Source organism: Streptomyces caniscabiei, from assembly GCF_014930365.1.
Taxonomy (GTDB): Bacteria; Actinomycetota; Actinomycetes; order Streptomycetales; family Streptomycetaceae; genus Streptomyces; species Streptomyces caniscabiei.
Genome location: NZ_JABXWI010000005.1, coordinates 343,394 through 369,401 on the forward strand (window position 1 = coordinate 343,394; position 26,008 = coordinate 369,401).

A 26,008-nucleotide genomic window follows, 5' to 3' on the forward strand; every position below is an offset into this window, starting at 1 on the left:
TACGACGCCGTGGTTGGCGGCCCGCACCGGCTTAGAGTGGAACGTATCGGGGCGTCTTCTGGGGGTGCGGACGTGGCGAACGGCGGACCTGTCGAACACGGCTACCCGCACCTGGACCTGGTGCGGGCGTCGATCACCGCCCTGTACAAGCGGCTCTCGTACGACACGATCCAGACCTTCGCCACCAGTGTGGCCCCGGTCGACGTGGCGTTCTGCGACACCGACGATCTGCATCTGGGGGCGCAGCGGGTGGCGCGGGAGCTGGTGCGGCACTACCGGCTGCCGGACGCCCGGATGATCGTCGGGTTCCGGGAGATGACGCACGCGGCGCATGTCGAGCTGGCGGCGGGGCCGGAGTACTTCGTCGAGCTGAACGACCGGTTCCGCAGGCATCGGCGGGACATCGGGGCGGCGCTCGCGCACGAGGTGATGCATGTCTATCTGCACCGGCTCGGGCTGTCCTTCCCCGGCGTCCGCGAGAACGAGATCCTGACGGACACGGCGACGACGTATCTGGGGGCGGGGTGGCTGCTGCTGGACGCGTACCGGGAGGACGCCGCGTCGTCGCAGAAGCTGGGGTATCTGACGCCGGAGGAGTTCGGGTACGTGCTGGCCAAGCGGGCGCAGTTGTTCGACGAGGATCCGTCGGTGTGGTTCACCAGCGCGCAGGCGTATTCCGCGTACGCGCAGGGCCGGGAGCGGGCGCGGAGCGACGAGCGGCAGCCGCCGCTGACTGCGGCGGGGTGGGCGGGGCGGCGGCGGTATGCGCGGGACCGGCGTCATGCGCGGGACGACCTGCGGTCGGCTCGGCCGGGGGGTGCGGGGGTCTCGTACGCGTTCACGCCGGAGGAGCGGGGGGTGTTGCGGGTGTCGTTTCCCTGTCCGACGTGTCATCAGCGGATTCGGGTGCCGGTGCGGGGGCGGGTGCGGGCCCGGTGTGGGTTGTGTCGGACGGTGTTGGAGTGTGACACGTAGGTTTTTGGGCGGGGGGAGCGGGAGGGGTGGGGTGGTTCGGTGCGTCGGCGGGTGCGGGTTCGTCGTGGCTTCTCGCGCGGTTCCCCGCGCCCCTTGAAGGGTCCGGCCCCGGTCATGAGGCGCCGTAGGCCGGGCGTGGCCTTTCGGCTTCCGCCAGGAGCTTTCGTACGGTCTCCCCGGCGCCCTCCGGGGTCCAGCGGGCTCCGTTGTCCCTGGTCGGGCCGGGACGCCAGCCTTCCATGACGGTGATGCGGCCGCCCTCCGTCTCGAAGACGCGGCCGGTGACGCCGTCGCTCGCGGCGGAACCCAGCCAGACCACCAGGGGCGAGACGTTCTCGGGGGCCATGGCGTCGAAGCCGGTGCCGGGGGCGGTCATCGTCTCGGCGAAGACCGTCTCGGTCATCCTGGTGCGGGCCGCGGGGGCGATGGCGTTGACCTGGACGCCGTAGCGGGCGAGTTCGGCGGCGGCGACGAGGGTGAGGCCGACGATGCCGGCCTTGGCGGCGCTGTAGTTGCCCTGGCCGAGTGAGCCCAGCAGGCCCGCACCGCTGCTGGTGTTGACGATGCGCGCGGTCGGTGTCCGGCCCGCCTTGGTCTCCGCGCGCCAGTGGACGGCCGCGTGCCTCAGGGGCAGGAAGTGGCCCTTGAGGTGGACGCGGAGGACGGCGTCCCAGTCGTCCTCGTCCAGGTTGACGAGCATGCGGTCGCGCAGGAAGCCGGCGTTGTTGACGAGGGTGTCGAGCCGGCCGTAGGTGTCCAGGGCGGTCCGCACGAGGGAGGCGGCGCCGTCGGTCGTGGCGACGTCCCCGCCGTGCGCGACCGCGTCCCCTCCCCCGGCGCGGATCTCCTCGACGACCCGGGCGGCGGGGCTGTCGGGGTCCGGTGAGCCGTCGAGTCCCACGCCGAGGTCGTTGACGACCACGCGGGCGCCCTCGGCGGCGTACGCCAGCGCGTGCGCGCGCCCGAGGCCGCGGCCCGCGCCGGTCACGACGACCACGCGCCCTTCGCAGAGCCGCCCCGCGCGGTACCGGTCCGTGCCGCTCATCGTGGTTCTCCTTCGTCGGTGTGGGCCGTCGCCGCGTCCAGGAAGGCGGGGCGTTCGCCGCCGCCGTGGACGAGGAGGGAGGCGCCGGTGATGTAGGCCGCCGCGTCGGAGGCGAGGAAGACCGCCGCGTCGCCGATGTCGGAGGGGGTCGCGAGGCGGCCCAGCGGGACGGTGCGGGCGACGGCGGCGACGCCGGCCTCGTCGCCGTAGTGGAGGTGGGACAGCTCGGTGCGGACCATGCCGAGGACGAGGGTGTTGACCCGGATCTCGGGGGCCCACTCCACGGCCATGGAGCGCGCGAGGTGTTCCAGACCGGCCTTGGCGGCGCCGTAGGCCGCCGAGCCGGGTGAGGGGCGGCTGCCGCTGACGCTGCCGATCATCACGATCGCGCCCCGGGTCCGCCGCAGCTGTGCGTGGGCGGCGAGGGAGACGGTCAGCGGGGCGGTGAGGTTGAGTTCGATCACGCGCGCGTGGCGGCGGGCGTCGGCCTCGGTGAGGGGGCGGTGGGGGGTGCCGCCGGCGTTGTTCACGAGGACGTCCACGCGGGGCAGGCCCGCGAAGAAGCCGTGCACGGCGTCGGGGTCCCGGACGTCCAGCGGTACGAACTCGGTTCCCTCGATGGGCACTTCGGGCGGTCTGCGCGCACAGGTCACCACCTCGGCGCCGGCCTCGGCGAAGGCACGGGCGAGGCCTGCGCCGACGCCGCGCGTGCCGCCGGTGACGACGGCGACCTTCCCGTTGAGCCGCATCCGCTGCTACCTTCCGCAGGAGAGACGCACCAAACAAACGTTAGGTGGAAGGTAGCTGATGCTCCGATGAGTGTCTCCACCTCGTCCCCGGAAAAGGGGATTTCCGTCGTCATGATCGATTTCCCGCCGGTGAACGCGCTGCCGGTGCGTGGGTGGTTCGAGCTGGCCGACGCCGTGCGCGACGCGGGGCGCGATCCCGAGGTGCGGTGCGTGGTGCTGGGTGCGGAGGGGCGCGGGTTCAACGCCGGGGTGGACATCAAGGAGATCCAGGCGGCGGGGCACAGCGCGTTGATCGGCGCCAACCAGGGCTGCGCGGAGGCGTTCGCCGCCGTGTACGAGTGCGAGGTGCCGGTGGTCGCCGCCGTGCAGGGGTTCTGTCTGGGCGGCGGGATCGGGCTGGTGGGGAACGCGGACGCGATCGTGGCGAGCCAGGACGCGACCTTCGGGCTGCCGGAGCTGGACCGGGGCGCGTTGGGTGCGGCGACGCATCTGGCCCGGCTGGTGCCGCAGCATCTGATGCGCGCGCTGTACTACACGTCGCGGACGGCGACCGCCGCCGAGCTGCGGACGCACGGTTCGGTGTGGCGGGTCGTACCGCGTGCCGAACTGCGTGCTGCGGCACTGGAGTTGGCGCGGGAGATCGCCGCGAAGGACGGCCGGCTGCTGCGGCTGGCCAAGGCCGCCATCAACGGTATCGACCCGGTGGACGTCCGCCGCAGCTACCGCTTCGAGCAGGGCTTCACCTTCGAGGCGAACCTCAGCGGGCTGGCCGACGAGATCCGCGACCGGTTCGGGGCGGCGGGCGGGGCCGGGACGGCGGGTAAGGCCGGGACGGCGGGTGGGGCTGGGACGGCGGGGAGGGTCGGGACGGCCGTCGCGGGTAAGGCCGGTGCGGGTAAGGCCGGGACGGCCGGTGCGGGTAAGGCCGGGACGGCCGGTGCGGGTAAGGCCGGGACGGCCGGTGCGGGTAAGGCCGGGACGGCCGGTGCGGCCAAGGACCGCCCGCCGGCCGAGCGGCGGGGCGCGGCAGAGGGAAGCGGCGCGGTGGACGGAAGCGGCGCGGTGGAGGGGGACGCGGGTGAGTGACAAGACCATGACCGCCGACGAGGCCGTCTCGCGGCTGGTGAGCGGGATGACGGTCGGGATCGGCGGCTGGGGCTCGCGCCGCAAGCCGATGGCCCTGGTCAGAGCGGTGCTCCGGTCCGGTCTCACCGATCTCACGGTCGTCTCGTACGGCGGCCCGGACGTCGGCATGCTCGCCGCCGCCGGACGGATCCGCACACTGGTCGCCCCGTTCGCCACCCTGGACTCCATCCCCCTCGAACCCCATTTCCGCGCGGCGCGCGAGCGGGGCGCGTTCGAGCTGATGGAGATCGACGAGGCGATGTTCCTGTGCGGTCTGCGGGCGGCCGCGCACCGGCTGCCCTTCCTCCCGGTGCGGGCGGGTATCGGCTCGGACGTGATGCGGGTCAACCCCGGCCTGCGGACGGTCACTTCGCCCTACGACGACGGGGAGACCTTCGTCGCCATGCCCGCCCTGCGCCTCGACGCCGCGTTGGTGCACGTCAACCGGGCCGATCGGCGGGGCAACGGCCAGTATCTGGGCCCGGACCCGTACTTCGACGACCTGTTCTGCGAGGCGGCCGACACCGCGTACGTCTCGTGCGAACGGATCGTGGACACGGCGGAGCTGACGAAGGAGGCGCCGCCGCAGACGCTGCTGGTCGGCCGCCATGTGGTGACGGGGGTGATCGAGGCCCCGAACGGCGCGCACTTCACCTCCTGCGCCCCTGATCACGACCGGGACGAGGCCTTCCAGAAGATGTACGCGGCCACGCCCTGGGAGGACTTCGCCGAGCGCTTCCTCTCGGGCGACGAGCCCGCCTACCAGTCGGCCGTACGGGCCTGGCAGAAGGAGGGCACGTGAACGGGACACCGACGACGGGCGGGACGACGGGCACGGCGACGAGCACAGCCACGGGCGCGGCCACGAGCGCGGCGGCGGGCGCGGCGGCGGGCGCGGCGACCCGTGCCGAGTACTGCGTGATCGCCTGTGCCGAGGCCTGGCGCGGGGCCGGGGAGATCCTCGCCAGTCCGATGGGGCTGATCCCGTCCCTGGGCGCGCGTCTGGCCAGGCGGACCTTCTCGCCGGACCTGCTGCTGACCGACGGCGAGGCGCTGCTCGTCGACCTCGACGGCACCGTGGAGGGGTGGCTGCCCTACCGCCGGCATCTGGACCTGGTCACCGGCGGCCGACGGCACGTGATGATGGGCGCGAGCCAGATCGACCGGTACGGCAACCAGAACATCTCCTGCGTCGGCGACTGGGCGAGGCCGAGGCGACAGTTGCTCGGGGTGCGGGGAGCGCCGGTCAACACCCTGAACAATCCGACCAGTTACTGGGTGCCGAAGCACTCCAAGCGGGTCTTCGTCGAGCAGGTCGACATGGTGTGCGGGGTGGGTCACGACCGGGTGGCCGCGCATCCGGCCGCCGCCCGCTTCCACCGTCTGCCGCGGGTCGTGTCCGACCTCGGGGTGTTCGACTTCGCGACGCCCGACCGCACGATGCGGCTGGCCTCGCTGCATCCCGGCGTCACGGTCGAGCAGGTCGCGGAGGCGACCGGCTTCACGCTCGCCGTCGCGGACGAGGTGCCGTACACACGGGACCCCACGGCGGAGGAGCTGCGGTTGATCCGCGAGGTGATCGACCCGGCGGGTGCCCGCGCCCGTGAGGTGCGGGACTGATGGAGACGGCGCTCACCCGGCTCGTCGGCGTCCGCCATCCGGTCGTGCAGACCGGTATGGGCTGGGTGGCCGGTCCGCGGCTGGTCTCCGCCGCGGCGAACGCCGGGGCGCTCGGAGTCCTGGCCTCCGCGACGATGACACCGGCGCGGCTCCGGGAGGCCGTACGGGAGGTGCGGTCCCGTACGGACGCGCCGTTCGGGGTGAATCTGCGGGCCGACGCGGCGGACGCGCGGGAGCGGGTGCGGATCGTCGTGGAGGAGGGCGTCCGGGTGGCCTCGTTCGCGCTCGCGCCGTCCAGGGAGCTGATCGCCGAGCTCAAGGACGCGGGCGTGGTGGTGATCCCGTCCGTGGGTGCCCGGCGGCACGCCGAGAAGGTGGCGGCGTGGGGCGCGGACGCGGTGGTGGTGCAGGGCGGCGAGGGCGGCGGCCACACCGGGGAGGTGGCGACGACCGTGCTGCTGCCGCAGGTCGTGGACGCCGTCGACATCCCCGTCGTCGCCGCCGGCGGCTTCCACGACGGGCGGGGGCTGGTGGCCGCGCTGGCGTTCGGGGCGGCCGGGGTGGCGATGGGCACCCGGTTCCTGCTCACCTCGGACTCGACGGTGCCGGAGGCGGTGAAGGCCCGCTATCTGGCGGCGACCGTCAAGGACGTCACCGTCACGCGGGCCGTGGACGGGTTGCCGCACCGCATGCTCCGCACGGAGTTCGTGAGCGCGCTGGAGGCGTCCGGACGGGCACGCGCCCTGGTGCGCGCCCTCCGGCACGCGGCGGGCTTCCGGCGGCTCTCCGGGCTCACCTGGCGCGCGATGGTCCGCGACGGCGTCGCGCTGCGGCACGGCAAGGACCTCGCCTGGAGCCAGGTCCTGCTCGCCGCGAACACGCCCATGCTGCTCAGGTCCGCGATGGTGGACGGCCGTACGGACCTGGGGGTGATGGCGTCCGGGCAGGTCGCCGGGGTGATCGACGACCTGCCGTCGTGCGCGGAGCTGGTGGAGCGGATCATGCGGGAGGCGGAGGAGACCCGCCGACGCCTCACCGACACCTGACGCCCCACCGGGCACGAGAGGCCGACCGCGACGTGGTGGAGGCCTGCGGGCAGCCGGGTAGTCGGGCAGCCGGGCAGGGGGGCGGGCCAGCGGCTCCCGGGCCCGGCTCCCTGCCCCTGCTCCCGGAGGCCCGTCGACCGATACGGCAGGTCGGCCGAGCGAGCCAGCGACCGGCCGTCGGACGCCAAGCACGCTGGCAGCGGGCCAGGCACACGGCAGCCAGACAGCCGGCAGGCTGTCGGTCGGCCGAGCAAGCGGCCGAGCCAGTGGCTGGCCGGGACAGGCAGCTCGTCCGTCGGCCGCCGGGCGATCGGTTGAGCAGCCGGCCGACCGAGCGGGCGCACAGGCAGCCCAGCACCTTACGGGCATGCAGGCGGGCCTGCGGTCGGCCGGGACAGGCGGCCGTCCGTCGGCCGCCGGGCGATCGGTTGAGCAGCCGACCGACCGAGCAGGCGGACGTTCGGCCACGCAGCCACGCAGCCACGCAGCCACGCAGCCCAGCGCCTCGCGCCCGTCACGCGGAGCCCGAGCCCGCCCCACGCCCGCCCAGCGCGGCGCCCGCGTCCCTCAGATCCTCTCGATGATCGTCACGTTCGCCTGGCCGCCCCCCTCGCACATGGTCTGCAGCCCGTACCGGCCGCCCGTGCGCTCCAGTTCGTGCAGGAGGGTCGTCATCAGCTTCGCGCCGGTCGCGCCGAGGGGGTGTCCGAGGGCGATCGCGCCGCCGTTGACGTTGACCTTCTCCGGGTCGGCGCCCGTCTCCTTCAGCCATGCGAGGACGACCGGCGCGAAGGCCTCGTTGATCTCCACGAGGTCGATCGCGTCGAGGGTGAGGCCGGACTTCTTCAGGGCGTACGCGGTCGCCGGTATCGGCGCGGTGAGCATCCGTATGGGGTCCTCGCCGCGCACGGAGAGGTGGTGCACGCGGGCGCGCGGGGTCAGCCCGTGCTCCCGTACGGCGCGTTCGGAGGCGAGCAGGAGCGCGGCGGCGCCGTCGGAGACCTGGGAGGAGCAGGCGGCGGTGACGGTGCCGCCGTCGATGACCGGCTTCAGCGCGGCCATCTTCTCCAGCGAGGTGTCACGGCGCGGCCCCTCGTCGACGGTCACGTCCCCGTACGGCTCGGTCTCGCGCGCGAAGCGGCCCTCGTCGAGGGCCCGTACCGCCCGCCGGTGCGAGCGCAGCGCGTACTCCTCCTGGTCGCGGCGGCCGATGCCCCACTTCGCGGCGATCATCTCCGCGCCGGCGAACTGGTTCACCGGCCGGTCGCCGTAGCGGGCCCGCCAGCCCTCGCTGCCCGCGAAGGGCCCGTCCGTGAGGCCGAGGGGGACGGCGGCCTGGCGGGAGGCGAAGGCGATGGGGATCATCGTCATGTTCTGGACGCCGCCCGCGACCACCAGGTCCTGGGTGCCGGAGAGCACGGCCTGCGCGGCGAAGTGCACGGCCTGCTGCGAGGAGCCGCACTGCCGGTCGACGGTCGTGCCCGGCACCTCCTCGGGCAGCCCGGCGGCCAGCCAGCTGGTCCGGGCGATGTCACCGGCCTGCGGGCCCACGGTGTCCAGGCAGCCGAAGACGACGTCCTCGACGGCGGCCGGGTCCACGCCGGCGCGTGCGACGAGCGCCCCCAGAACATGGGCGCCGAGGTCGGCCGGATGGACCTGGCCGAGCCCTCCTCCGCGCCGCCCCACGGGCGTGCGGACCGCTTCGACGATATAGGCCTCGGCCATGGCAACTCCCTTGTTGTCAAAGGTTGTTCACCGAATGTGCGTCAGGGCTGGGGCTCGGTGCGTACGGCGATCCCGTCCAGGACCATCGACAGGTACTGCCGGGCGATCTCCTCCGGGCCGAGCGGCCCGCCGGGCCGGTACCAGGAGGCGGCGACCCAGACCGTGTCGCGCACGAACCGGTAGGTGAGCCGGGTGTCCAGGTCGGCACGGAACTCCTCGGCGGCCACCCCGCGTTCCAGCGTGGCGAGCCACGCCTTCTCGAACTTGCGCTGCGACGCGTCGAGGAACCGGAACCGCTCCCGCGCGATGAGCTTCTTGGCCTCGTTCTGGTAGATCGCGACGGCGGCGCGGTGCCGGTCGATGGCGCGGAACGACTCGACGACCAGGGCCTCGAAGGTCTCCCGGGGGCGCAGTTCGGCGTCCAGGACGGCGTCGTAGCCCTCCCAGAGTTCGTCGAGGAAGGTCCGCAGGATCTCCTCCAGCATCGCGTCCTTGGACTCGAAGTAGTAGTAGAGGCTGCCCGCGAGCATGCCGGCGTCGTCCGCGATCCTGCGGACGGTGGTGGCGTTGTAGCCCAGGTCGGCGAAGACCGTCGCGGCCCGGTCGAGGAGTTCCCGACGGCGGGCGGGCGCGGCGGGGGGCTTGGCGCCGGCGGTCGTCGTGGGCTTCTTCTTGGTCGGCACGCTGTTCCTCGTCCTCACGGGTGCTGGTTGCTGACGGAGACGATCTCACCCGTCAGGTATGAGGAGTAGCCGGACGCGAGGAACACGATCACGTTGGCCACCTCCCAGGGTTCGGCGTACCGTCCGAGGGCCTCGCGCGCGGTCAGTTCCTCCAGCAGTTCCGGGGTGGTGACCTTCACCAGGTGCGGGTGCATGGCGAGGCTCGGCGAGACGGCGTTCACCCGGACCCCGTAGGCGGCCGCCTCGATCGCGGCGCATCTGGTCAGGGCCATGACGCCGGCCTTCGCGGCGGCGTAGTGCGCCTGGCCGGCCTGGGCGCGCCAGCCGACGACGGAGGCGTTGTTGACGATCACGCCGCCTCCGGCTGCCCGCATCAGCCGCAGGGCCGCCCGGGTGCAGCGGAAGGTGCCGTTCAGCGTCACGTCCAGCACCCTGGACCACTGTTCGTCGGTCATGTCGACGAGGTCCGAGGTGCCGCCCAGGCCGGCGTTGTTGACGACGATGTCGAGTCGTCCGTGCAGCCGGTCCGCCGCCTCGAACAGCGCCCGTACCTGGTCGTCGTCGGTGACGTCGCACGGCACCGCGCGGACGGAGTCCGCCCCGAACTCGGCGGCCAGTTCGGTCCTGCACTCCTTGAGTCTGCGCGTGTGGGCGTCGCTGATCAGTACCCGCGCGCCCTCCTCCAGGAAGCGCCGCGCGGTGGCCCCGCCGATGCCCGCGCCCGCGGCCGCGGTGATCACGGCGGTGCGTCCGGCGAGCAGACCATGGCCGGGGACGTACGTCGGAGGGTCGACGTTCCTCATGCGGGCACGCTAACCTACCAAACACTTGTTAGGGAAGGAGCCGTGCGCCATGGACCTCGCCCGTTCCCCCGCCGACGAGGCCTTCCGCGCCGAGGCGCGCGCCTGGCTGCGCGCCCATGTCCCCGCGGAGCCGCTGCCGTCCCTGGAGACCGAGGGGGGCTTCGCCGCCCATCGCGCCTGGGAGGCCGAACTGGCCGCCGACCGCTGGTCGGTGGTGAACTGGCCGGCCGAGTACGGCGGCCGCGACGCTGGCCTCTCGCGCTGGCTGGTCTTCGAGGAGGAGTACTACGCGGCGGGCGCCCCGGGCCGGGTCGGCCAGAACGGCGTCAACCTCCTCGCCCCGACCCTCTTCGACCACGGCACGCGGGAGCAACGGGCGCGGGTGCTGCCGCCGATGGCCTGCGGCGAGGTGGTGTGGGCCCAGGCCTGGTCGGAGCCGGAGGCCGGGTCGGACCTGGCCTCGCTGACCTCCCGCGCCGTGCGCACGGAGGGGGGCTGGCTGCTGACCGGGCAGAAGACCTGGTCGTCCCGGGCGGCGTTCGCGGACCGGGCGTTCGGCCTGTTCCGCAGCGAGCCCGGCACCGCCAGGCCACACCAGGGGCTGACGTACCTCATGTTCGACCTGCGCGCCCCCGGTGTGACGGTCCGCCCGATCGGCCGCCTCGACGGCCGGCCCGCGTTCGCCGAACTCTTCCTCGACGACGTGTTCGTGCCGGACGAGGACGTCATCGGCGAGCCCGGCCAGGGCTGGCGCGTCGCGATGTCCACCGCGGGCAACGAACGCGGTCTGACGCTCCGTTCCCCGGGCCGCTTCCTCGCCTCCGCGCACCGGCTGCTCGGCCTCTGGCACGACCGGGGAAGCCCGGCGTCCGCGCGCGACGCGGTGGCCGACGCGCTGATCGGCGCCCGCGCCTACGAGCTGTTCACGCATGCGGCCGCCTCCCGCTTCCTGGAGGGCACGCCGATCGGACCCGAGGCCAGTCTGAACAAGGTCTTCTGGTCCGAGTACGACATCGCCCTGCACGAGACGGCGCTCGACCTGCTCGGCGAGGAGGGCGAGCCGGCGGACACCGACTGGTGCGAGGGGTACGTCTTCTCCCTCGCCGGCCCGATCTACGCCGGCACCAACGAGATCCAGCGCGACATCATCGCCGAGCGCCTCCTCGGCCTGCCGAAGGGCCGCCGCTGACGCGTGGCCTCCGTCCGCACGGCCGCCACCGGACGCGCGGCCACCAGCTCAAAGCCGCCTGCGCGCGGCCGCCGCCTCAAGGGCCGCCGCTCACGTGCGGCCTCCGCCTCAGTCGCCTCAGGGGTCGCCGCTCATGCGTGGCCCCCTCCCGAACCGAAGGGGCCGCCGCCGATGCGCTTCCTCCTGGACACCGAGCAGCGGGCGTTCGCCGAGTCGCTGGACGCCCTGCTGACGGCCGCCGGCACACCCGCCGTCGCACGGGCCTGGGGGCGCGGGGAGCACGATGCAGGGCGTGCGCTGTGGGAGCGTCTCGCGCACGCGGGCGTGTTCGCGCTGGCGGCGCCGGAGGCGTACGAGGGGGTCGGCCCGCTCCCCGTCGAACTGGCCGTCGTCTTCGTGGAGTTGGGGCGGCACGCGGTTCCCGGCCCGTTCGTGGAGACGGTGGTGGCGGCGGGCCTCCTGGCCGGTCTGGACGACCCGGGCCCGGCCGAGCGTCTGCTCCCGGCGCTGGTGTCGGGGAAGGCGATGGCCACGGTGGCGCCGGCTCCGGGGGCGTACGCGCTGGACGGGGACGCGGCGGAGACCCGGCTGACCCTCGACCCGGCGACGGGCGGACTGCGCCTGGCCCCCGGCCACGGTCCCGTGCGCCTCTCGCTGGACCCGGCCCGCCGCCTGACCCGCCTCTCCCCCGGCGGCGAACTCCTCGCCCCTCACGCGCCCCTCGCCCACGCCCTCACCTGGGCCCGTCTCGCGGTGGCCGCCCAAGCGCTGGGCGTCGGGCTGTCCCTCCTGGACAGGACGGTGGCGTACGTCAAGCAGCGCACCCAGTTCGGTGTGCCCGTGGGCTCGTTCCAGGCGGTGAAGCACCGGCTGGCCGACGCCAAGGTGGCCCTGGAGTTCGCGCGCCCGATGGTCTTCGGGGCGGCGGTCACCCTGGACCCGGTGGACGCGGCGGCGGCCAAGGTGGCGGCGTGCGAGGCGGCGTACACGACCGCGCGCACGGCGCTGCAACTGCACGGCGCGATCGGTTACACGGCGGAGTACGACCTGTCGCTCTGGCTGACCAAGGCACGCGCACTGCGGAGCGCGTGGGGCGCCCCGGCCGAGTGCCGCGACGCGGTCCTCAGGGGCGGTGGTCGCCGCCGGTGACCTCCCGTCGCCGCGCGACCGTCGGCCCGGGATCGGCCCTCCCCCCTCACCACCCCTCCCCCTCGTTCGCTATTTTGTTCGCCGCCGTCCTCACCGGCTCGTCATCAGCCCCGCACCCTCAAGGAGCCGGCCGTGGAACCCGAGTCCCCGTCGTCGTCCGACCCCGCCGTCACCACCTGCTACCGCCACCCGAAGGTGGAGTCGTACGTCCGCTGCACCCGCTGCGAGCGGTACATCTGCCCGGACTGCATGCGCGACGCGGCCGTGGGCCACCAGTGCCCGGAGTGCGTCAAGGAGGGCGCGAGAACGGTCCGCCAGGCCCGCACGGCCTTCGGCGGCCGGATCTCGGCGGTCCCGCTGGTGACGTACGTCCTGATCGGCCTGAACGTCGTGGCGTACGTCGCCGAACTGCTCCGCCCGTCGATCGTCGACGACTTCGCGATGCTGGGCCGGGGCCTCGCCGGCCCGGACGGTCTGCACTACGTGTGGCAGAGCGCCTACCCGGCCGACTTCCACCTCGAAGGCGTGATCGACGGCGAGTGGTACCGCCTCCTCACCGGGGCCTTCCTCCACATCCCGCCCACCGAGGGCACGTTCGGCATCCTGCACATCGTGATGAACATGGTCACGCTGTGGAACGTGGGCCGCGTGGTGGAGGCCCAGCTGGGCCGGGCCCGCTATCTCAGCCTGTACCTCCTCTCCGCCCTCGGCGGCTCCGCCCTGGTCCTCCTCCTCGCCCCCGACGCCAGCACGGTCGGCGCGTCCGGCGCGATCTTCGGTGTCTGCACGGCGTACTACGTCCTGGCCCGCCGCCTCGGCGCGGACCCGGCGGGCATCAACCGCTTCATGGCGGGCCTGCTGATCTGGCTCGTCATCTCGGCGGTCGTGACGTCCTGGCAGGGCCACCTCGGCGGCCTCCTCACGGGCGGCCTCGTGGCCCTCGCCTTCGCGTACGCGCCCCGGGACCGACGGCGGGTGCTGGTGCAGGCGGGGGCTTGCGCGGGGGTGCTGGCGCTGCTGGTGGTACTGGCGCTCGCGAAGGCGGCGGCGATGACGGGCTGAGGCCGCTCGGCAGGCCGAGGCCGCCGCCCCGCGGGGCCGAGGCCCCACCCGCCCGCTCGCCCGCACCCCACCGCACATCAACCCACCCGCCCCGCCTGCCACTTCTGGGATGATGTGCTCCGCAGCGTTCGGCGGGAGGGGCGATACGTGGGTGCGGAACGAGCCGTGGCGGTCGCGGGCAGGCGCCGCGCGCTGCTGATCGGGGTCACGGAGACGCCGTCCCTGGCGAAGCACCCCGAACTGGCCGAGGCGTTTCCGCCGCTGGACTTCGCCAAACGGGACGTCGACCTGATCGCCCAGGCTCTGGACCAGTCCGACTACGACGTCGTCAAGGCGTGCGACGACACCTCGTTCACCTCCGTCCTCGCGGCGATCACCAACTTCCTGACGGACTGCGAGCCGGGCGACACCGCCTTCCTCTACTTCTCCTGTCACGGAGCGACGATCGACGGCCGGGACCATCTGGTCCTGCGCGACAGCCAGCCAGGAGCCGCCGACGCCGACGGCAACCGGGGCCTGCTCCAGCCCACCCTGCTGCGGGCCGACCCCGCCCATCTGCTGAGCGTCCTGCCACCGGGCGTCACGGCGATCGTGTGCCTCGACGTCTGCCGGGCCGAGCAGCCGGGCCCGGTCTCCGGCACGACCGACCCCAGCTGGGCCGGGCGGGAGGAGGCCTACTGGCTCTACAGCTGTGGCCCGGGGCAGCGCGCCTACGCCGATCCCGTGGAGGGCAGCTGGTTCGCGCGGGCCCTCGCCGCCGCCCTGTCCCGGGTCAATCCGCCCACCACGTTTCGCCAGGTGGCCGACTTCGCGGAGGACGAGCTGGGGCAGCTCGCGTCCCGCAGCCCGCAGGTGGCGCCGCCCTCGGTCGGGCTGCGGCGACCGGAACCCGCGCAGGGCGGCGAGTACCGTGATCCGGTCGTCTGCGAGGGCACCGAACAGACCCTCGACTGGACCCGGATCATCCATGATTCCGGGCTCTGGCAGCACACCTCCGGCAGACCCGAGATCCACCAGCGGGTCAAGGAGAAACTCGCGGAGCTGGTGCGCTGGGTCGTCGACAGCAGCGAGCAGACCCGCGCGTACCGGGACGACCCGTGGCACGACTCGCTCTACCCCGAGCGGCTGGACGCCCGGCTCACCGACCTGGTGGCCGGGGCCGGCCTGCGGCGGGACGACGAGCGTCTCTCCCCCGCCGAGACGGCGTGCCTGCTGTCGGCGGCCATCGTCCAGGAGGGCGTCGTCGCCATCACCCTGGCCCAGCTGGCCAGGCTGCTGCCCGACCGGTTCGACCCCGGTCCGCGCGGGAGTGAGGAGGAGACCGGCGCGACCGGACAGCGGGACGGGGAGCAGCGGCAGCGGCTCGTCCGGGACGCCGCCCGCGACGTGTGCCGCGCCCACTCCCTCGTCGTACGCACCGCCGAGACCCTGCGCAGCCGCGGACTCGACCAGGCGTTCATCGCCGCGGACCACTGGCTGCGGCACCGTTTCATCAACGAGTGGGACGGGGCGTGGGAGCGCGACGAGAGGCACCGCACCGATGTCGACGACCTGATCGACAAGGTGGTGGAGGCCGTCGAGGCCGCGGCCGACGTCGCGACCCCCACCCGCAGGCCTCCCGAGGAACGGCAGGAGATCGACACCCTCGTGCGGCAGGTGCTGGGGCATCTGACGGTGAAGCCCGGGCTCAGCCCCAGGGTCAACGACGCGCTGCACGACGACCAGTGGAAGAAGGAGGCCAGGCCCGTCCGCGGCAACCACTGGCGCGGGCTCCAGCTGGCCCGTCTGCTGTGGACCGCCGGTCTGCTCGCGGCGAGCCCGCGCAGGCTCTCCAGTGTCCTGGTCGACCACCTCGGGGCGCACGAACCCCTGCGCGCCGAGGAAGTGGCGGGTGCGCTCGCCGGCCTCGACTACGACGACACGGACGGCCGCACCGTCGGTGGCCGGGGCCTCGCCGTACGGCTTCGCTGTCCGCATCCGGCGTTGCACGCGGCCATCGAGGAGCTGACCTCGGCAGCGGACGCGACGGTCCAGGCCCTGAGCGAGGACGCGGCGGCGCAGCCCCTGCTGCGCGGGCTCCCGGACCGGGTGACGACGGACGAACTGCGCGCCCTGCCCGGCCGCTACCAGGAACCGCTGGAGCGCTTCCGTCTCGCCGAGGACGAGATCCGCCCCCTGCTCATGGGCACACAGCTGTACGGCGACCGGATGCTCGCCATACGCGAGCTGTACCAGAACGCGCTGGACGCCTGCCGCTACCGGGAGATGCGCCGCCGCTACGGCAACATCCGTTCTGGTTGGGACGGGGAGATCCTGTTCACCCAGGACTGGGACGGGGTCCGGCCCTACATCGAGTGCCTGGACAACGGGTCCGGGATGAGCCGTTCCCGGCTGACCTCGATGTTCGCGAGGGCGGGCAAACGCTATGAGCAGGATCCCGAGTTCGTACAGGAGCGTCGTAACTGGCGTCGCGCCGGGATCGTGGACAAATCACTCAACTCCCGCTTCGGCATCGGCGTGTTCAGCTACTTCATGCTGGCCGACGAGGTCGTGGTCTGGACGCGCGCCGTCGACGCCACCGGCCTGCGCAGCTCGGAACCGGCGCTGCGGGTCGACATCCGCTCCGGCTCTGGTCTCCTGCAGATCAACACCTCTGACGATCCCGAGGTCCCGGAGGACGGCGGCACCCGCGTACGGCTGTACCTGGCCGAGCCGAGCGAGGGCGAGCAGGTGCCCTCTCTGCTGGAGACGCTGCGGACTCACCTGTGGGTGACCGAGTACGACGTCCATGCGAAGGAGAGAACCACACAGGACAGCACCGTCCACGACCACGACTGGGACGCGGGGCAGCTTGCCGTCCAGGAGGGGTGGCGGGTACCGCCCGTCGCGCTGCACGGCGAGCAGGGCGGAGCGACGAAGGACGGTGCGACGCAGGCATGGATCGTCCAGGGAGATGGCCAGCTTCTGCTGGACGGTGTCCTCATCTCGCAGGCGCCCCAAGCGTACGGATATGTGGTCAATTTGCGGGAACGGCATGCCCCGGTACCCAGCGTCGACCGGAACCAGCTCCTTTCCTACGACGAGGAGTTGGTGATGAAAGACGTGCTGGACGGCATTCCGGCCGCGGCTTCGCAGCTCACGGACCTGTCGGTGTCGTGGCTGTGGGCACTGGCACGCCGCAGTCCGCGGGTGGCGGTCCGAATCTTGGGTTCATTGCCGGCGGAGACACAGGTGATCCTCGATGTGGAGAGCGAGCGGCAGCTGGCCCGGGACAAGGCCCCCCTGGGCACCCTGGGCTGTCTGCCCTCCGACGAGAGGGCTGCCTTCGGACTCCACAGCGAACAGGAGTACCTGCCGGGTAGAAGACATGAGGACGCACTGGTCAGGCAGTGGCGATGCACCGCGCTGGGCGTGAAACAGGCGCGGGAACCCTTCGCACCCGAGGGCTATCCGCGCCCCCGGAAACTCGATGCCCTGCTCTTCCAGGATCTGAAGCTCAGAGGCTGGCAGACCGTCCTGCACTCAGCAGCACTCTCGCGTCGCCCCGTCCGCGAGGTGCTGAGATCCCTGCGCCGCTACGCCGTGACCGGGATCGAGGTACCCGAGGCCGTGGACATCAGGGCCCTCGGCGATCACTTCGTCACCCAGGAGGAGGCGGACCTCTACCTCGGCTACACCGCGATTGAGAGGTACTTCTCCTTCCCGCCGGCCTTTGACGAAACGATCGTACTGTTCGCACGCAGAACCACTCGAAAGCGGCATCAGCCCCCTGCCAGGCACGCCCCCCTGCTCGTCGCCTCGGCATTGCACACCCTCTCGCTCGGGGAGACGGCTGCCCTGCTGCCCCGGCTGCGTGAGGTGGACCCGACGCTTCCCAGCTTGCCCCCGCTGCCCGAGGAAGTCGCCAGACTACGGCTGACCAGGGCCGAGGTACTCCGGCTGACAGGCAGACAGAACGAATTGCCCAGCGCTGCCTGGACACAGAACTTCGACTGGCTGCCCGGCTCTCTCGGGCCGGTGGATCTCCTGTCACGCAGCACTGCCTCGTTCCCAGTGAATGAACTGGCGCAGCAGGTGGAACAATTCAGCTGTCTCGGATACTCCCTGGCTGCGCCCCCGACTCCCGAGGCGATCGAAGCGGGCATCCTGCCCCCCGCACTGGCGCACCTGCTCTCGCAGGATTTCGACCGGCAGAAACCATGGCACGAAGGAGAGATCTCGACCTACCACCTCATCGAGATCGCGTACCGCTCCGGAGCATCACCCGGGGACACCGCGCGCCGCATCAACTCCGCCACCGGGATCACCGGCGTGCACACACCGGCGGTACCCGAGGAAGCCGCCGACTGGAACGTGCCCGAGTGGATCTACGGGCTCCTCCACGAGCGGTCCAGAAACGCCGAGATCGACACCTCTCCCGTCTCCGGATGGGAGTTGGTGGGCGCCCTCCACGCGGCCTCGTCTCCCCTCGACGAACTGCGCACCGCCGTCCGTGCTCTGGACGCCTGCGGCCTACTCGACCTGCGGGGAGCCGACCTGACTGCGCTGGAGCGTCAGGCGACCGCGCCCCAGGCCCGCCTGTTGCGCCCCTACCCCATACCGAACAGCATCGCCAGCTGCCGCTTCGACCAGGATGGCGTCACCGTCGCCTACCTGATGGCTCTCGCCGCCCACTTCGAACTGAAACTGGGCGCCGTGGCCCACGAGTTGCGAGGCCTGGACACCGCGCTGCCGTTGCGCATCCCGGACCTGCCGGCGGAGTTCCACGATCTACGGCTGAACGAGGCGGACTTCGATTTCCTCTCCGATACCGAGCGCACATTCTTCGGTCTTCCCTCCGGTCCCTCCCGACTGAAGGACCACCTGACCGTCGTAGATGTCCTGCGGTTCACCATCGAGCGCCGTCGGGACGGCTTCCGCACCCTGGACAAGGCGTTCCACCATGTGGCCCGGCTGTGTGCCGCGGGAAGCGTCGAACTGCCCGGCGATTTCCAGGGTCCCGGCGCCGACCGCCTCGTCGGCTTCGAGCCGACCGACTTCGACCTCGCCGCCTTCGACATGGGCCTGCTGGGCCCCGGCACCCTCGGCGCCCTCGAACTCGTCCTGGTCGCCGGGCGCTTCGAGTGGACTCTGGCCGAGGCCTACGACCGCTACGCACCCTTCTCCTGCCTCGGTCTCGACGTCACGGTCGACCCGCCCGAGGGTGCCGAGCGGGAGATCGTCCCGGACTGGGCCGACGTCATCATCCTGACCACCCGGCTCACCGGCCGCGCCCCCGCCCTCACCGGCGCCGTCTCAGAGGACCACATCGCGCTGTGTGCCGAGGAGACCGAACTCGACGAGACCGACGTACGCGACCGCCTGGGACGTTTCGCCAGGCTCTTCGCGCTCACGCTGCCCGAGCCCGCCGAAGCGCCCGAGCTTCCTCAGCAGACCGCACCGACCGCCCCGGCCACCGGAAAGGCCTCCGCCTGATGACCGAACCGAAGCCGTACCACCGGCACGCGTACCCCGGTGTCCACACCTTCCAGTGGAGCGCCCGGGCGGGCGATGCCGACCGGGAGTTGACGGTCTCCGGGACCTGCCCGGCGTGCGAGTGCGCCATGACCCATTCCTTCGGCCCCATCCAGCCCCTGATCGCCAAGGGCGCGGGCTTCCTGGGCCGCCGCAGGAAGCCCGACGAGCCGGACGTCTGGAACATGTCCTGCGCCTGTGAGAGCTACCACCAGCCCCGTCCGGCCCAGCGCCGGGGCTGCGGCGCCCTGCTGACGCTCGCTCCGCCGCCGGCCCACCTCACCGCAGAGAACTGAGGCAGCACATGCCGACACCGACGCCGCCACCGGCGCCCCGCTTCACCTTCGAGCAGCTCTGCGACGCCGAGGACCGGGCCCAGCAGATGCGCGACCCGCACCAGCAACTCCGCCTCGCCGTTCAACAGGCGGAGGGCTACCGCACCTACCTGTCCTCGCTCACCGGACTCCTGGCGGCGGTCTTCGTCCTGAAGGGTCAGGAAGATCTGAGCAAGATGTCCGGCTGCCCGCGCTGGGCCGTGATCTCCCTGCTGATCGGCGGCTTCGCCGGACTGATCGTCGCCACCTGGCTCAGCGTCCTGGCGACCGACAGCAGACCGGGGGTCGAGGTCTACAGCGAGCCCAACCGGCTCCTGACGTACGAGAAGAAGCGCACCCGGACGGTGTGGCGGCTGGTCGAGGCGGCCCGCTGGCTCGGCCTGGCGAGCGTCGTCGCGATCGCGGCCGCCGTCGTCATCACCTGGCTGGCCCCCACCAAGTGACCCCCGGCGGGCGCACATGCGACGGCGCCCGCCCAGGCGTCCGGTCGGGGACTGGTGGGCAGGCGCCGTCTGTGTTCCGTACGCCGTTGTACGGGACGTGTGGGGAGGACGGTGACCCGGCGGGGGTCACCGTCCCGTGTCGATCCGGTGGATCAGACCATCAGCGAGCGGTCCGTCGGGCGGATCGGGGCCGGCAGGTCGCTCGCGCCCGTGAGGAAGCGGTCGCAGCCACGGGCCGCCGAGCGGCCCTCCGCGATCGCCCACACGATGAGGGACTGGCCGCGGCCCGCGTCACCGGCCACGAACACACCCGGCACGTTGGTCTGGAAGTCGGCGTCGCGCGCGATGTTGCCGCGCTCGTCGAGGTCCAGGCCGAACTGCTCGACCAGGCCGTTCTCACGGTCGGTGCCGGTGAAGCCCATCGCCAGGGTGACCAGCTGGGCGGGGATCTTCCGCTCCGTGCCGGCCTTCTGCGTCAGCTTGCCGTCGACGAACTCGACCTCGATGAGGTGCAGCCACTGGACGTTGCCGTCCTCGTCGCCCTCGAAGTGGGTGGTGGAGACGGAGTAGACCCGCTCGCCGCCCTCCTCGTGCGCGGAGGTGACCTTGTAGAGCATCGGGAAGGTCGGCCACGGCTGGTTCGGCGCGCGGTCCTCGCCCGGCTTCGGCATGATCTCCAGCTGGGTGACGGAGGCCGCGCCCTGGCGGTGGGCGGTGCCCACGCAGTCCGCGCCGGTGTCGCCGCCGCCGATGACCACGACGTGCTTGCCCTCGGCCGTGATGGGGGGCGCCACGAAGTCGCCCTCCTGCACCTTGTTGGCCAGCGGCAGGTACTCCATCGCCTGGTGGATGCCGGCCAGCTCGCGGCCGGGGACCGGCAGGTCACGCGCGGTGGTGGCACCCGCGGCGATCACGACGGCGTCGTACCGCTTCTTCAGGTCCGTCGCCTTGAGGTCGCGGCCGATCTCGATGCCCGTGCGGAAGCGGGTGCCCTCCGCGCGCATCTGCTCGATACGGCGGTTGATGTGCCGCTTCTCCATCTTGAACTCGGGGATGCCGTAGCGGAGGAGGCCTCCGACACGGTCCGCGCGCTCGTAGACGGCGACGGTGTGACCGGCCCGCGTCAGCTGCTGGGCGGCGGCGAGACCCGCCGGGCCCGAGCCGATGACCGCGACCGTCTTGCCGGAGAGGCGCTCCGGGGCCTGGGGCGCGACGTCGCCGCTGTCCCACGCCTTGTCGATGATCGAGACCTCGACGTTCTTGATGGTGACGGCCGGCTGGTTGATGCCGAGGACACACGCCGACTCACAGGGAGCGGGGCACAGACGGCCCGTGAACTCCGGGAAGTTGTTCGTGGCGTGCAGGCGCTCCGAGGCGGCGCCCCAGTCCTCGCGGTAGGCGTAGTCGTTCCACTCGGGGATGAGGTTCCCGAGGGGACAGCCGTTGTGGCAGAACGGGATGCCGCAGTCCATGCAGCGGGACGCCTGCTTCGAGATGATCGGGAGCAGCGAGCCCGGAACGTAGACCTCGTTCCAGTCCTTCAGCCGTACGTCGACGGGGCGGGACTTGGCGACCTCGCGCCCGTGGTTCAGGAAGCCCTTCGGGTCAGCCATTGATCGCCGCCTCCATCATCTTCTCGGTGATCTCGGTCTCGGAGAGACCGGCCTGCTCGGCGGCGGCCTTGGCGGCGAGCACTGCCTTGTACGTGCTGGGGATGATCTTGCTGAAGCGGCCCACGGACACGTCCCAGTCGGCGAGCAGCTTCTCGGCGACCGTGGAGCCGGTCTCCTCGGCGTGGCGGCGCACCACGTCGTGCAGCCACTGCTTGTCGGTGTCGTCGAGGGCCTCGACGGCGCCCGCGTTGCCGACGTTGACGTTGTCGCGGTTCAGGTCGATGACGTACGCGATGCCGCCGGACATACCGGCCGCGAAGTTGCGGCCCGTCTCGCCGAGGACGACCGCGTGGCCGCCGGTCATGTACTCGCAGCCGTGGTCGCCCACGCCCTCGGACACCACCAGGGCGCCGGAGTTGCGGACACAGAAGCGCTCGCCCGTACGACCGCGGAGGAACAGCTCGCCGCCGGTCGCGCCGTAGGCGATGGTGTTGCCCGCGATGGTCGAGTACTCGGCGAGGTGGTCGGCGCCCCGGTCGGGACGGACGATCACCCGGCCGCCGGAGAGGCCCTTGCCGACGTAGTCGTTGGCGTCGCCCTCCAGGCGCAGCGTGACACCGCGGGGGAGGAAGGCACCGAAGGACTGGCCGGCCGAGCCGGTGAAGGTGATGTCGATGGTGTCGTCGGGCAGACCGGCGCCGCCGAACTTCTTCGTCACCTCGTGGCCGAGCATGGTGCCGACCGTGCGGTTGATGTTGCGGACCTTGACCTGGGCGCGCACCGGCTGGGCGTCGGTGGCGTCCGAGGCGGCGAGCGCGTCGGCGGCGAGCTTGATCAGCTCGTTGTCGAGCGCCTTCTCCAGGCCGTGGTCCTGCTCGATCAGCTGGTGGCGGACGGCGCCCTCGGGCAGCTCGGGCACGTGGAACAGCGGCTCCAGGTCCAGGCCCTGCGCCTTCCAGTGGTCGACCGCGCGGGTCACGTCGAGCGCCTCGGCGTGGCCGACGGCCTCCTCGATGGAGCGGAAGCCCAGCTCGGCGAGGATCTCGCGGACCTCCTCGGCGATGAACTCGAAGAAGTTCACGACGTACTCGGCCTTGCCGGAGAACCGGTCGCGCAGCGTCGGGTTCTGCGTGGCGATGCCGACCGGGCAGGTGTCCAGGTGGCAGACGCGCATCATGACGCAGCCGGAGACGACGAGCGGGGCGGTCGCGAAACCGAACTCCTCGGCGCCGAGCAGCGCGGCGATGACGACGTCACGGCCGGTCTTCAGCTGGCCGTCGGTCTGCACGACGATGCGGTCGCGCAGGCCGTTGAGCAGCAGGGTCTGCTGGGTCTCGGCGAGGCCGAGCTCCCAGGGGCCGCCCGCGTGCTTCAGCGAGGTGAGCGGCGAGGCGCCCGTTCCGCCGTCGTGGCCGGAGATGAGGACGACGTCCGCGTGCGCCTTGGACACACCGGCCGCGACCGTGCCGACGCCGACCTCGGAGACCAGCTTGACGTGAATCCGCGCCTGCGGGTTCGCGTTCTTCAGGTCGTGGATCAGCTGGGCCAGGTCCTCGATGGAGTAGATGTCGTGGTGCGGCGGCGGGGAGATCAGGCCCACGCCCGGCGTCGAGTGACGCGTCTTGGCGACCCACGGGTAGACCTTGTGGCCGGGCAGCTGACCGCCCTCACCGGGCTTGGCGCCCTGGGCCATCTTGATCTGGATGTCGTCCGCGTTGACCAGGTACTCGGAGGTCACGCCGAAGCGGCCGGAGGCGACCTGCTTGATCGACGAGCGCCGCGCCGGGTCGTAGAGACGGTCCGGGTCCTCGCCGCCCTCACCGGTGTTGGACTTGCCGCCCAGCTGGTTCATGGCGATGGCGAGCGTCTCGTGCGCCTCGCGCGAGATCGAGCCGTACGACATGGCGCCGGTCGAGAAGCGCTTGACGATCTCGGAGACCGGCTCGACCTCGTCGATCGAGATCGGCGCACGGCCCTCGCCGGCCTTGAAGCCGAACAGGCCGCGCAGCGTCATCAGCCGCTCGGACTGCTCGTTCACGCGGTCCGTGTACTGCTTGAAGATGTCGTAGCGACGCGTCCGGGTGGAGTGCTGGAGGCGGAAGACCGTGTCCGGGTCGAACAGGTGCGGCTCGCCCTCGCGGCGCCACTGGTACTCGCCGCCTATCTCCAGGGCGCGGTGGGCCGGCGCGATGCCGCTGGCCGGGTACGCCTTGGCGTGGCGGGCGGCGACCTCCTTGGCGATGACGTCGATGCCGACGCCGCCGATCTTGGTGGCCGTGCCGTTGAAGTACTTCTCGACGAACTCGTCCGCGAGACCGACGGCCTCGAAGACCTGGGCGCCGCGGTAGGAGGCGACCGTGGAGATGCCCATCTTGGACATGACCTTCAGGACGCCCTTGCCGAGGGCGTAGATCAGGTTGCGGATGGCCTGCTCGGCCTCGATACCGGAGAGGAACGTTCCGGCGCGGACGAGGTCCTCGACGGACTCCATCGCCAGGTACGGGTTGACTGCCGCGGCGCCGAAGCCGACGAGCAGGGCGACGTGGTGGACCTCGCGGACGTCACCGGCCTCGACCAGCAGGCCCACCTGGGTGCGCTGCTTGGTGCGGATGAGGTGGTGGTGGACGGCCGCGGTGAGCAGCAGCGACGGGATCGGCGCGTGCTCGGCGTCCGAGTGGCGGTCGCTGAGGACGATCAGCCGGGCGCCGTTGTCGATGGCGGCGTCGGCCTCGGCGCAGATCTCCTCGATGCGCGCGGCGAGGGCGTCACCGCCGCCGGAGACCCGGTAGAGACCGGAGAGCGTGGCGGCCTTCATGCCGGGCATGTCGCCGTCGGCGTTGATGTGGATGAGCTTGGCCAGCTCGTCGTTGTCGATCACCGGGAAGGGCAGGGTGACGCTGCGGCACGACGCGGCGGTCGGCTCCAGGAGGTTGCCCTGCGGGCCCAGCGAGGAGCGCAGCGAGGTGACGAGCTCCTCGCGGATGGCGTCCAGCGGCGGGTTGGTGACCTGCGCGAAGAGCTGGGTGAAGTAGTCGAACAGCAGACGCGGCCGGGAGGACAGCGCGGCGATCGGCGAGTCGGTGCCCATGGAACCGATGGGCTCGGCGCCGGCCTTGGCCATCGGCGCGAGGATGACGCGCAGCTCCTCCTCGGTGTAACCGAAGGTCTGCTGGCGGCGGGTGACCGAGGCGTGGGTGTGCACGATGTGCTCACGCTCGGGCAGGTCGGAGAGCTCGATCTCCCCGGCCTCCAGCCACTCGGCGTACGGCTGCTCGGCGGCGAGACCGGCCTTGATCTCGTCGTCCTCGATGATGCGGTGCTCGACGGTGTCGACGAGGAACATACGGCCCGGTTGCAGACGGCCCTTGCGGACGACCTTGGCGGGGTCGATGTCGAGGACGCCGACCTCGGAGCCGAGGACGACGAGGCCGTCGTCGGTGACCCAGTAGCGGCCGGGGCGAAGGCCGTTGCGGTCGAGGACCGCGCCGACCTGACGGCCGTCGGTGAAGGTGACACAGGCCGGGCCGTCCCAGGGCTCCATCATCGTGGAGTGGAACTGGTAGAAGGCGCGGCGGGCCGGCTCCATGGAGTCGTGGTTCTCCCACGCCTCCGGGATCATCATCAGCACGGAGTGCGGCAGGGAGCGGCCACCGAGGTGGAGGAGCTCCAGCACCTCGTCGAAGGACGCCGAGTCGGAGGCGTCGGGCGTACAGATGGGGAAGATCCGGTCCAGCGTCTCCTGCGAGCCGAAGAGGTTCGAGGCGAGCTGGGACTCGCGGGCGACCATCCAGTTGCGGTTGCCCTTGACCGTGTTGATCTCGCCGTTGTGCGCGACGAAGCGGTACGGGTGGGCGAGCGGCCACGACGGGAACGTGTTGGTGGAGAACCGGGAGTGCACGAGCGCGATCGCGGAGGCGAAGCGGCGGTCGGACAGGTCCGGGAAGAAGGGCTCCAGCTGGCCGGTGGTCAGCATGCCCTTGTAGACGATGGTCCGCGCGGAGAGCGAGGGGAAGTAGACGTCGACCTCGCGCTCGGCGCGCTTGCGCAGCACGAACGTCCTGCGGTCGAGGTCGATGTCCTTCGAGGTGCCGTCGGAGACGAAGATCTGACGGAAGGCGGGCATCGTCGAGCGGGCCGTGGCGCCGAGCAGCTCGGGGGCGACGGGCACCTCGCGCCAGCCGAGGACGGTCAGGCCCTCCTCGGCGGCGATGGCCTCGATGCGGGCGACGGCGTCCTCGGTGCCCTCCTCGGGCAGGAAGCCGATACCGACGGCGTACGAGCCGGCCTCGGGCAGCTCGAATCCGGCCACCTCACGGAAGAACGCGTCGGGCACCTGCGACAGGATGCCGGCGCCGTCACCCGAGTCGGGCTCCGAACCGGTCGCCCCGCGGTGCTCCAGGTTGCGCAGAACCGTGAGCGCCTGCTCGACCAGCGCATGGCTCGCCTCGCCGGTGAGGGTGGCCACGAAGCCGACGCCACAGGCGTCGCGCTCGTTGCGGGGGTCGTACATACCCTGCGCAGCAGGGCGAGCATCCATGAACGACCACTTCTGGCCATTCGTGGAGTGCTGGGACGGCTGGCGCGGCGTACGCATCGGCTCTCCCGTCGTCGTCATCTGGCATATGCGATTGCCGAGGGACGACGCTGGCCCTCTGCGTAAGGTGCAAAATTTCGTGCAGGTTACATGATGGAACGATTCTCGGGAAGCGGATACTTCGTCCCAACATGCGGACGCCACGGCGCGGAGGGGGTGGCCGCACACGGTGGCGTGATCGAACGCGATCAAGGGGGAGCCGACCGTACAGATCGTTGTCGGTCGACCGGGCGCAGGAGGCGTCGCCGCCCACTGCTTCAGGTGCTTCAGGGTGCTTCAGGTGCTTGACGGGCGTCATTGCCCGCGGCGCTTACGGCTCATGCCCAGCGGTTAAGCAT

Annotated in this window: 17 protein-coding genes and 1 pseudogene; 11 read left to right on the forward strand and 7 right to left on the reverse strand. The window is 71.9% G+C overall.

What is annotated here, in order from left to right; all coding sequences use genetic code 11:
- Nucleotides 1-72: 72 nt before the first annotated feature.
- Nucleotides 73-975 carry a hypothetical protein gene (locus HW837_RS16610; RefSeq protein ID WP_045555246.1) on the forward strand — a complete coding sequence of 301 codons (903 nt, stop codon included), beginning with the start codon at nucleotides 73-75 and terminating at the stop codon, nucleotides 973-975.
- Nucleotides 976-1,087: 112 nt separating this feature from the next.
- Here HW837_RS16610 and HW837_RS16615 read toward each other — a convergent pair whose 3' ends face one another.
- A complete protein-coding gene (locus tag HW837_RS16615; RefSeq protein ID WP_193380799.1) occupies nucleotides 1,088-2,020 on the reverse strand; it encodes an SDR family oxidoreductase in 933 nt (310 codons plus the stop codon).
- The gene (locus HW837_RS16620) at nucleotides 2,017-2,769 is read right to left on the reverse strand and encodes an SDR family oxidoreductase (protein ID WP_192362346.1); all 753 of its coding nucleotides are present in this window, start codon (nucleotides 2,767-2,769) and stop codon (nucleotides 2,017-2,019) included. The genes HW837_RS16615 and HW837_RS16620 overlap by 4 nt, the downstream gene beginning before the upstream one ends.
- Before the next feature lie 66 nt (nucleotides 2,770-2,835).
- On the opposite strand from HW837_RS16620, the pseudogene HW837_RS16625 reads away from it, so the two are divergent.
- The 4 genes and pseudogenes from HW837_RS16625 to HW837_RS16640 form a co-directional block, all read left to right on the forward strand.
- Nucleotides 2,836-3,573, forward strand: a pseudogene (locus HW837_RS16625) (enoyl-CoA hydratase family protein); the annotation flags it as partial.
- 274 nt (nucleotides 3,574-3,847) lie between these two features.
- Nucleotides 3,848-4,696, forward strand: coding sequence for a CoA transferase subunit A (locus tag HW837_RS16630; RefSeq protein ID WP_045555249.1), 849 nt, complete (start codon nucleotides 3,848-3,850; stop codon nucleotides 4,694-4,696).
- Nucleotides 4,697-4,812: 116 nt separating this feature from the next.
- A complete protein-coding gene (locus HW837_RS16635; RefSeq protein WP_045555789.1) occupies nucleotides 4,813-5,514 on the forward strand; it encodes a CoA-transferase subunit beta in 702 nt (233 codons plus the stop codon).
- Nucleotides 5,514-6,560: an NAD(P)H-dependent flavin oxidoreductase gene (locus tag HW837_RS16640; RefSeq protein WP_045555250.1), complete on the forward strand. Its 1,047-nt coding sequence runs from the start codon at nucleotides 5,514-5,516 to the stop codon at nucleotides 6,558-6,560. Before HW837_RS16635 ends, HW837_RS16640 begins: the two co-directional genes overlap by 1 nt.
- A 567-nt stretch (nucleotides 6,561-7,127) precedes the next feature.
- Here the strand turns inward: HW837_RS16640 and HW837_RS16645 are convergent.
- From HW837_RS16645 to HW837_RS16655, 3 genes are read right to left on the reverse strand one after another with little or no spacing between them, the layout of a single operon-like run.
- Nucleotides 7,128-8,285, reverse strand: a complete 1,158-nt coding sequence (locus HW837_RS16645) for an acetyl-CoA C-acetyltransferase (RefSeq protein ID WP_045555251.1) — start codon at nucleotides 8,283-8,285, stop codon at nucleotides 7,128-7,130.
- A gap of 41 nt (nucleotides 8,286-8,326) precedes the next feature.
- The gene (locus HW837_RS16650) at nucleotides 8,327-8,968 is read right to left on the reverse strand and encodes a TetR/AcrR family transcriptional regulator (protein WP_045555252.1); all 642 of its coding nucleotides are present in this window, start codon (nucleotides 8,966-8,968) and stop codon (nucleotides 8,327-8,329) included.
- Between the two features lie 14 nt (nucleotides 8,969-8,982).
- Entirely contained in the window at nucleotides 8,983-9,771 is a 789-nt protein-coding gene (locus tag HW837_RS16655; protein WP_045555253.1) for an SDR family oxidoreductase, read from the reverse strand.
- 49 nt (nucleotides 9,772-9,820) lie between these two features.
- Between HW837_RS16655 and HW837_RS16660 the strand changes: the two genes are divergently transcribed.
- From HW837_RS16660 to HW837_RS16685, 6 genes are all read left to right on the forward strand, one after another.
- Nucleotides 9,821-10,960, forward strand: coding sequence for an acyl-CoA dehydrogenase family protein (locus tag HW837_RS16660; RefSeq protein ID WP_193380798.1), 1,140 nt, complete (start codon nucleotides 9,821-9,823; stop codon nucleotides 10,958-10,960).
- A gap of 171 nt (nucleotides 10,961-11,131) precedes the next feature.
- On the forward strand, nucleotides 11,132-12,109 hold the full coding sequence (locus tag HW837_RS16665) for an acyl-CoA dehydrogenase family protein (protein WP_193380797.1): 978 nt from the start codon (nucleotides 11,132-11,134) through the stop codon (nucleotides 12,107-12,109).
- A 132-nt stretch (nucleotides 12,110-12,241) separates the two neighbouring features.
- Nucleotides 12,242-13,171, forward strand: a complete 930-nt coding sequence (locus tag HW837_RS16670) for a rhomboid family intramembrane serine protease (RefSeq protein ID WP_045555256.1) — start codon at nucleotides 12,242-12,244, stop codon at nucleotides 13,169-13,171.
- 147 nt (nucleotides 13,172-13,318) lie between these two features.
- Nucleotides 13,319-18,646 (forward strand): HD domain-containing protein, encoded by a 5,328-nt coding sequence (locus tag HW837_RS16675; RefSeq protein WP_193380796.1) that lies wholly within the window; start codon nucleotides 13,319-13,321, stop codon nucleotides 18,644-18,646.
- A complete protein-coding gene (locus tag HW837_RS16680) occupies nucleotides 18,646-18,981 on the forward strand; it encodes a hypothetical protein (RefSeq protein ID WP_045555258.1) in 336 nt (111 codons plus the stop codon). Before HW837_RS16675 ends, HW837_RS16680 begins: the two co-directional genes overlap by 1 nt.
- Before the next feature lie 8 nt (nucleotides 18,982-18,989).
- Nucleotides 18,990-19,463 (forward strand): hypothetical protein, encoded by a 474-nt coding sequence (locus tag HW837_RS16685; RefSeq protein WP_045555259.1) that lies wholly within the window; start codon nucleotides 18,990-18,992, stop codon nucleotides 19,461-19,463.
- 152 nt (nucleotides 19,464-19,615) lie between these two features.
- Here the strand turns inward: HW837_RS16685 and HW837_RS16690 are convergent, their stop codons facing one another.
- Nucleotides 19,616-21,076 (reverse strand): glutamate synthase subunit beta, encoded by a 1,461-nt coding sequence (locus HW837_RS16690; RefSeq protein ID WP_193380795.1) that lies wholly within the window; start codon nucleotides 21,074-21,076, stop codon nucleotides 19,616-19,618.
- Nucleotides 21,069-25,670, reverse strand: a complete 4,602-nt coding sequence (gltB, locus tag HW837_RS16695) for a glutamate synthase large subunit (RefSeq protein WP_193380841.1) — start codon at nucleotides 25,668-25,670, stop codon at nucleotides 21,069-21,071. The genes HW837_RS16690 and gltB overlap by 8 nt, the downstream gene beginning before the upstream one ends.
- Between the last annotated feature and the right edge of the window lie 338 nt (nucleotides 25,671-26,008).

Coding starts and splice junctions, on each gene's coding strand:
- HW837_RS16620 (WP_192362346.1), bottom strand. CDS start 2,769: ATGCGGCTCAACGGGAAGGTCGCCGTCGTCACCGGCGGCACGCGCGGC.
- HW837_RS16665 (WP_193380797.1), top strand. CDS start 11,132: ATGCGCTTCCTCCTGGACACCGAGCAGCGGGCGTTCGCCGAGTCGCTG.
- HW837_RS16645 (WP_045555251.1), bottom strand. CDS start 8,285: ATGGCCGAGGCCTATATCGTCGAAGCGGTCCGCACGCCCGTGGGGCGG.
- HW837_RS16690 (WP_193380795.1), bottom strand. CDS start 21,076: ATGGCTGACCCGAAGGGCTTCCTGAACCACGGGCGCGAGGTCGCCAAG.
- HW837_RS16615 (WP_193380799.1), bottom strand. CDS start 2,020: ATGAGCGGCACGGACCGGTACCGCGCGGGGCGGCTCTGCGAAGGGCGC.
- HW837_RS16660 (WP_193380798.1), top strand. CDS start 9,821: ATGGACCTCGCCCGTTCCCCCGCCGACGAGGCCTTCCGCGCCGAGGCG.
- HW837_RS16685 (WP_045555259.1), top strand. CDS start 18,990: ATGCCGACACCGACGCCGCCACCGGCGCCCCGCTTCACCTTCGAGCAG.
- HW837_RS16640 (WP_045555250.1), top strand. CDS start 5,514: ATGGAGACGGCGCTCACCCGGCTCGTCGGCGTCCGCCATCCGGTCGTG.
- HW837_RS16680 (WP_045555258.1), top strand. CDS start 18,646: ATGACCGAACCGAAGCCGTACCACCGGCACGCGTACCCCGGTGTCCAC.
- HW837_RS16655 (WP_045555253.1), bottom strand. CDS start 9,771: ATGAGGAACGTCGACCCTCCGACGTACGTCCCCGGCCATGGTCTGCTC.
- gltB (WP_193380841.1), bottom strand. CDS start 25,670: ATGCGTACGCCGCGCCAGCCGTCCCAGCACTCCACGAATGGCCAGAAG.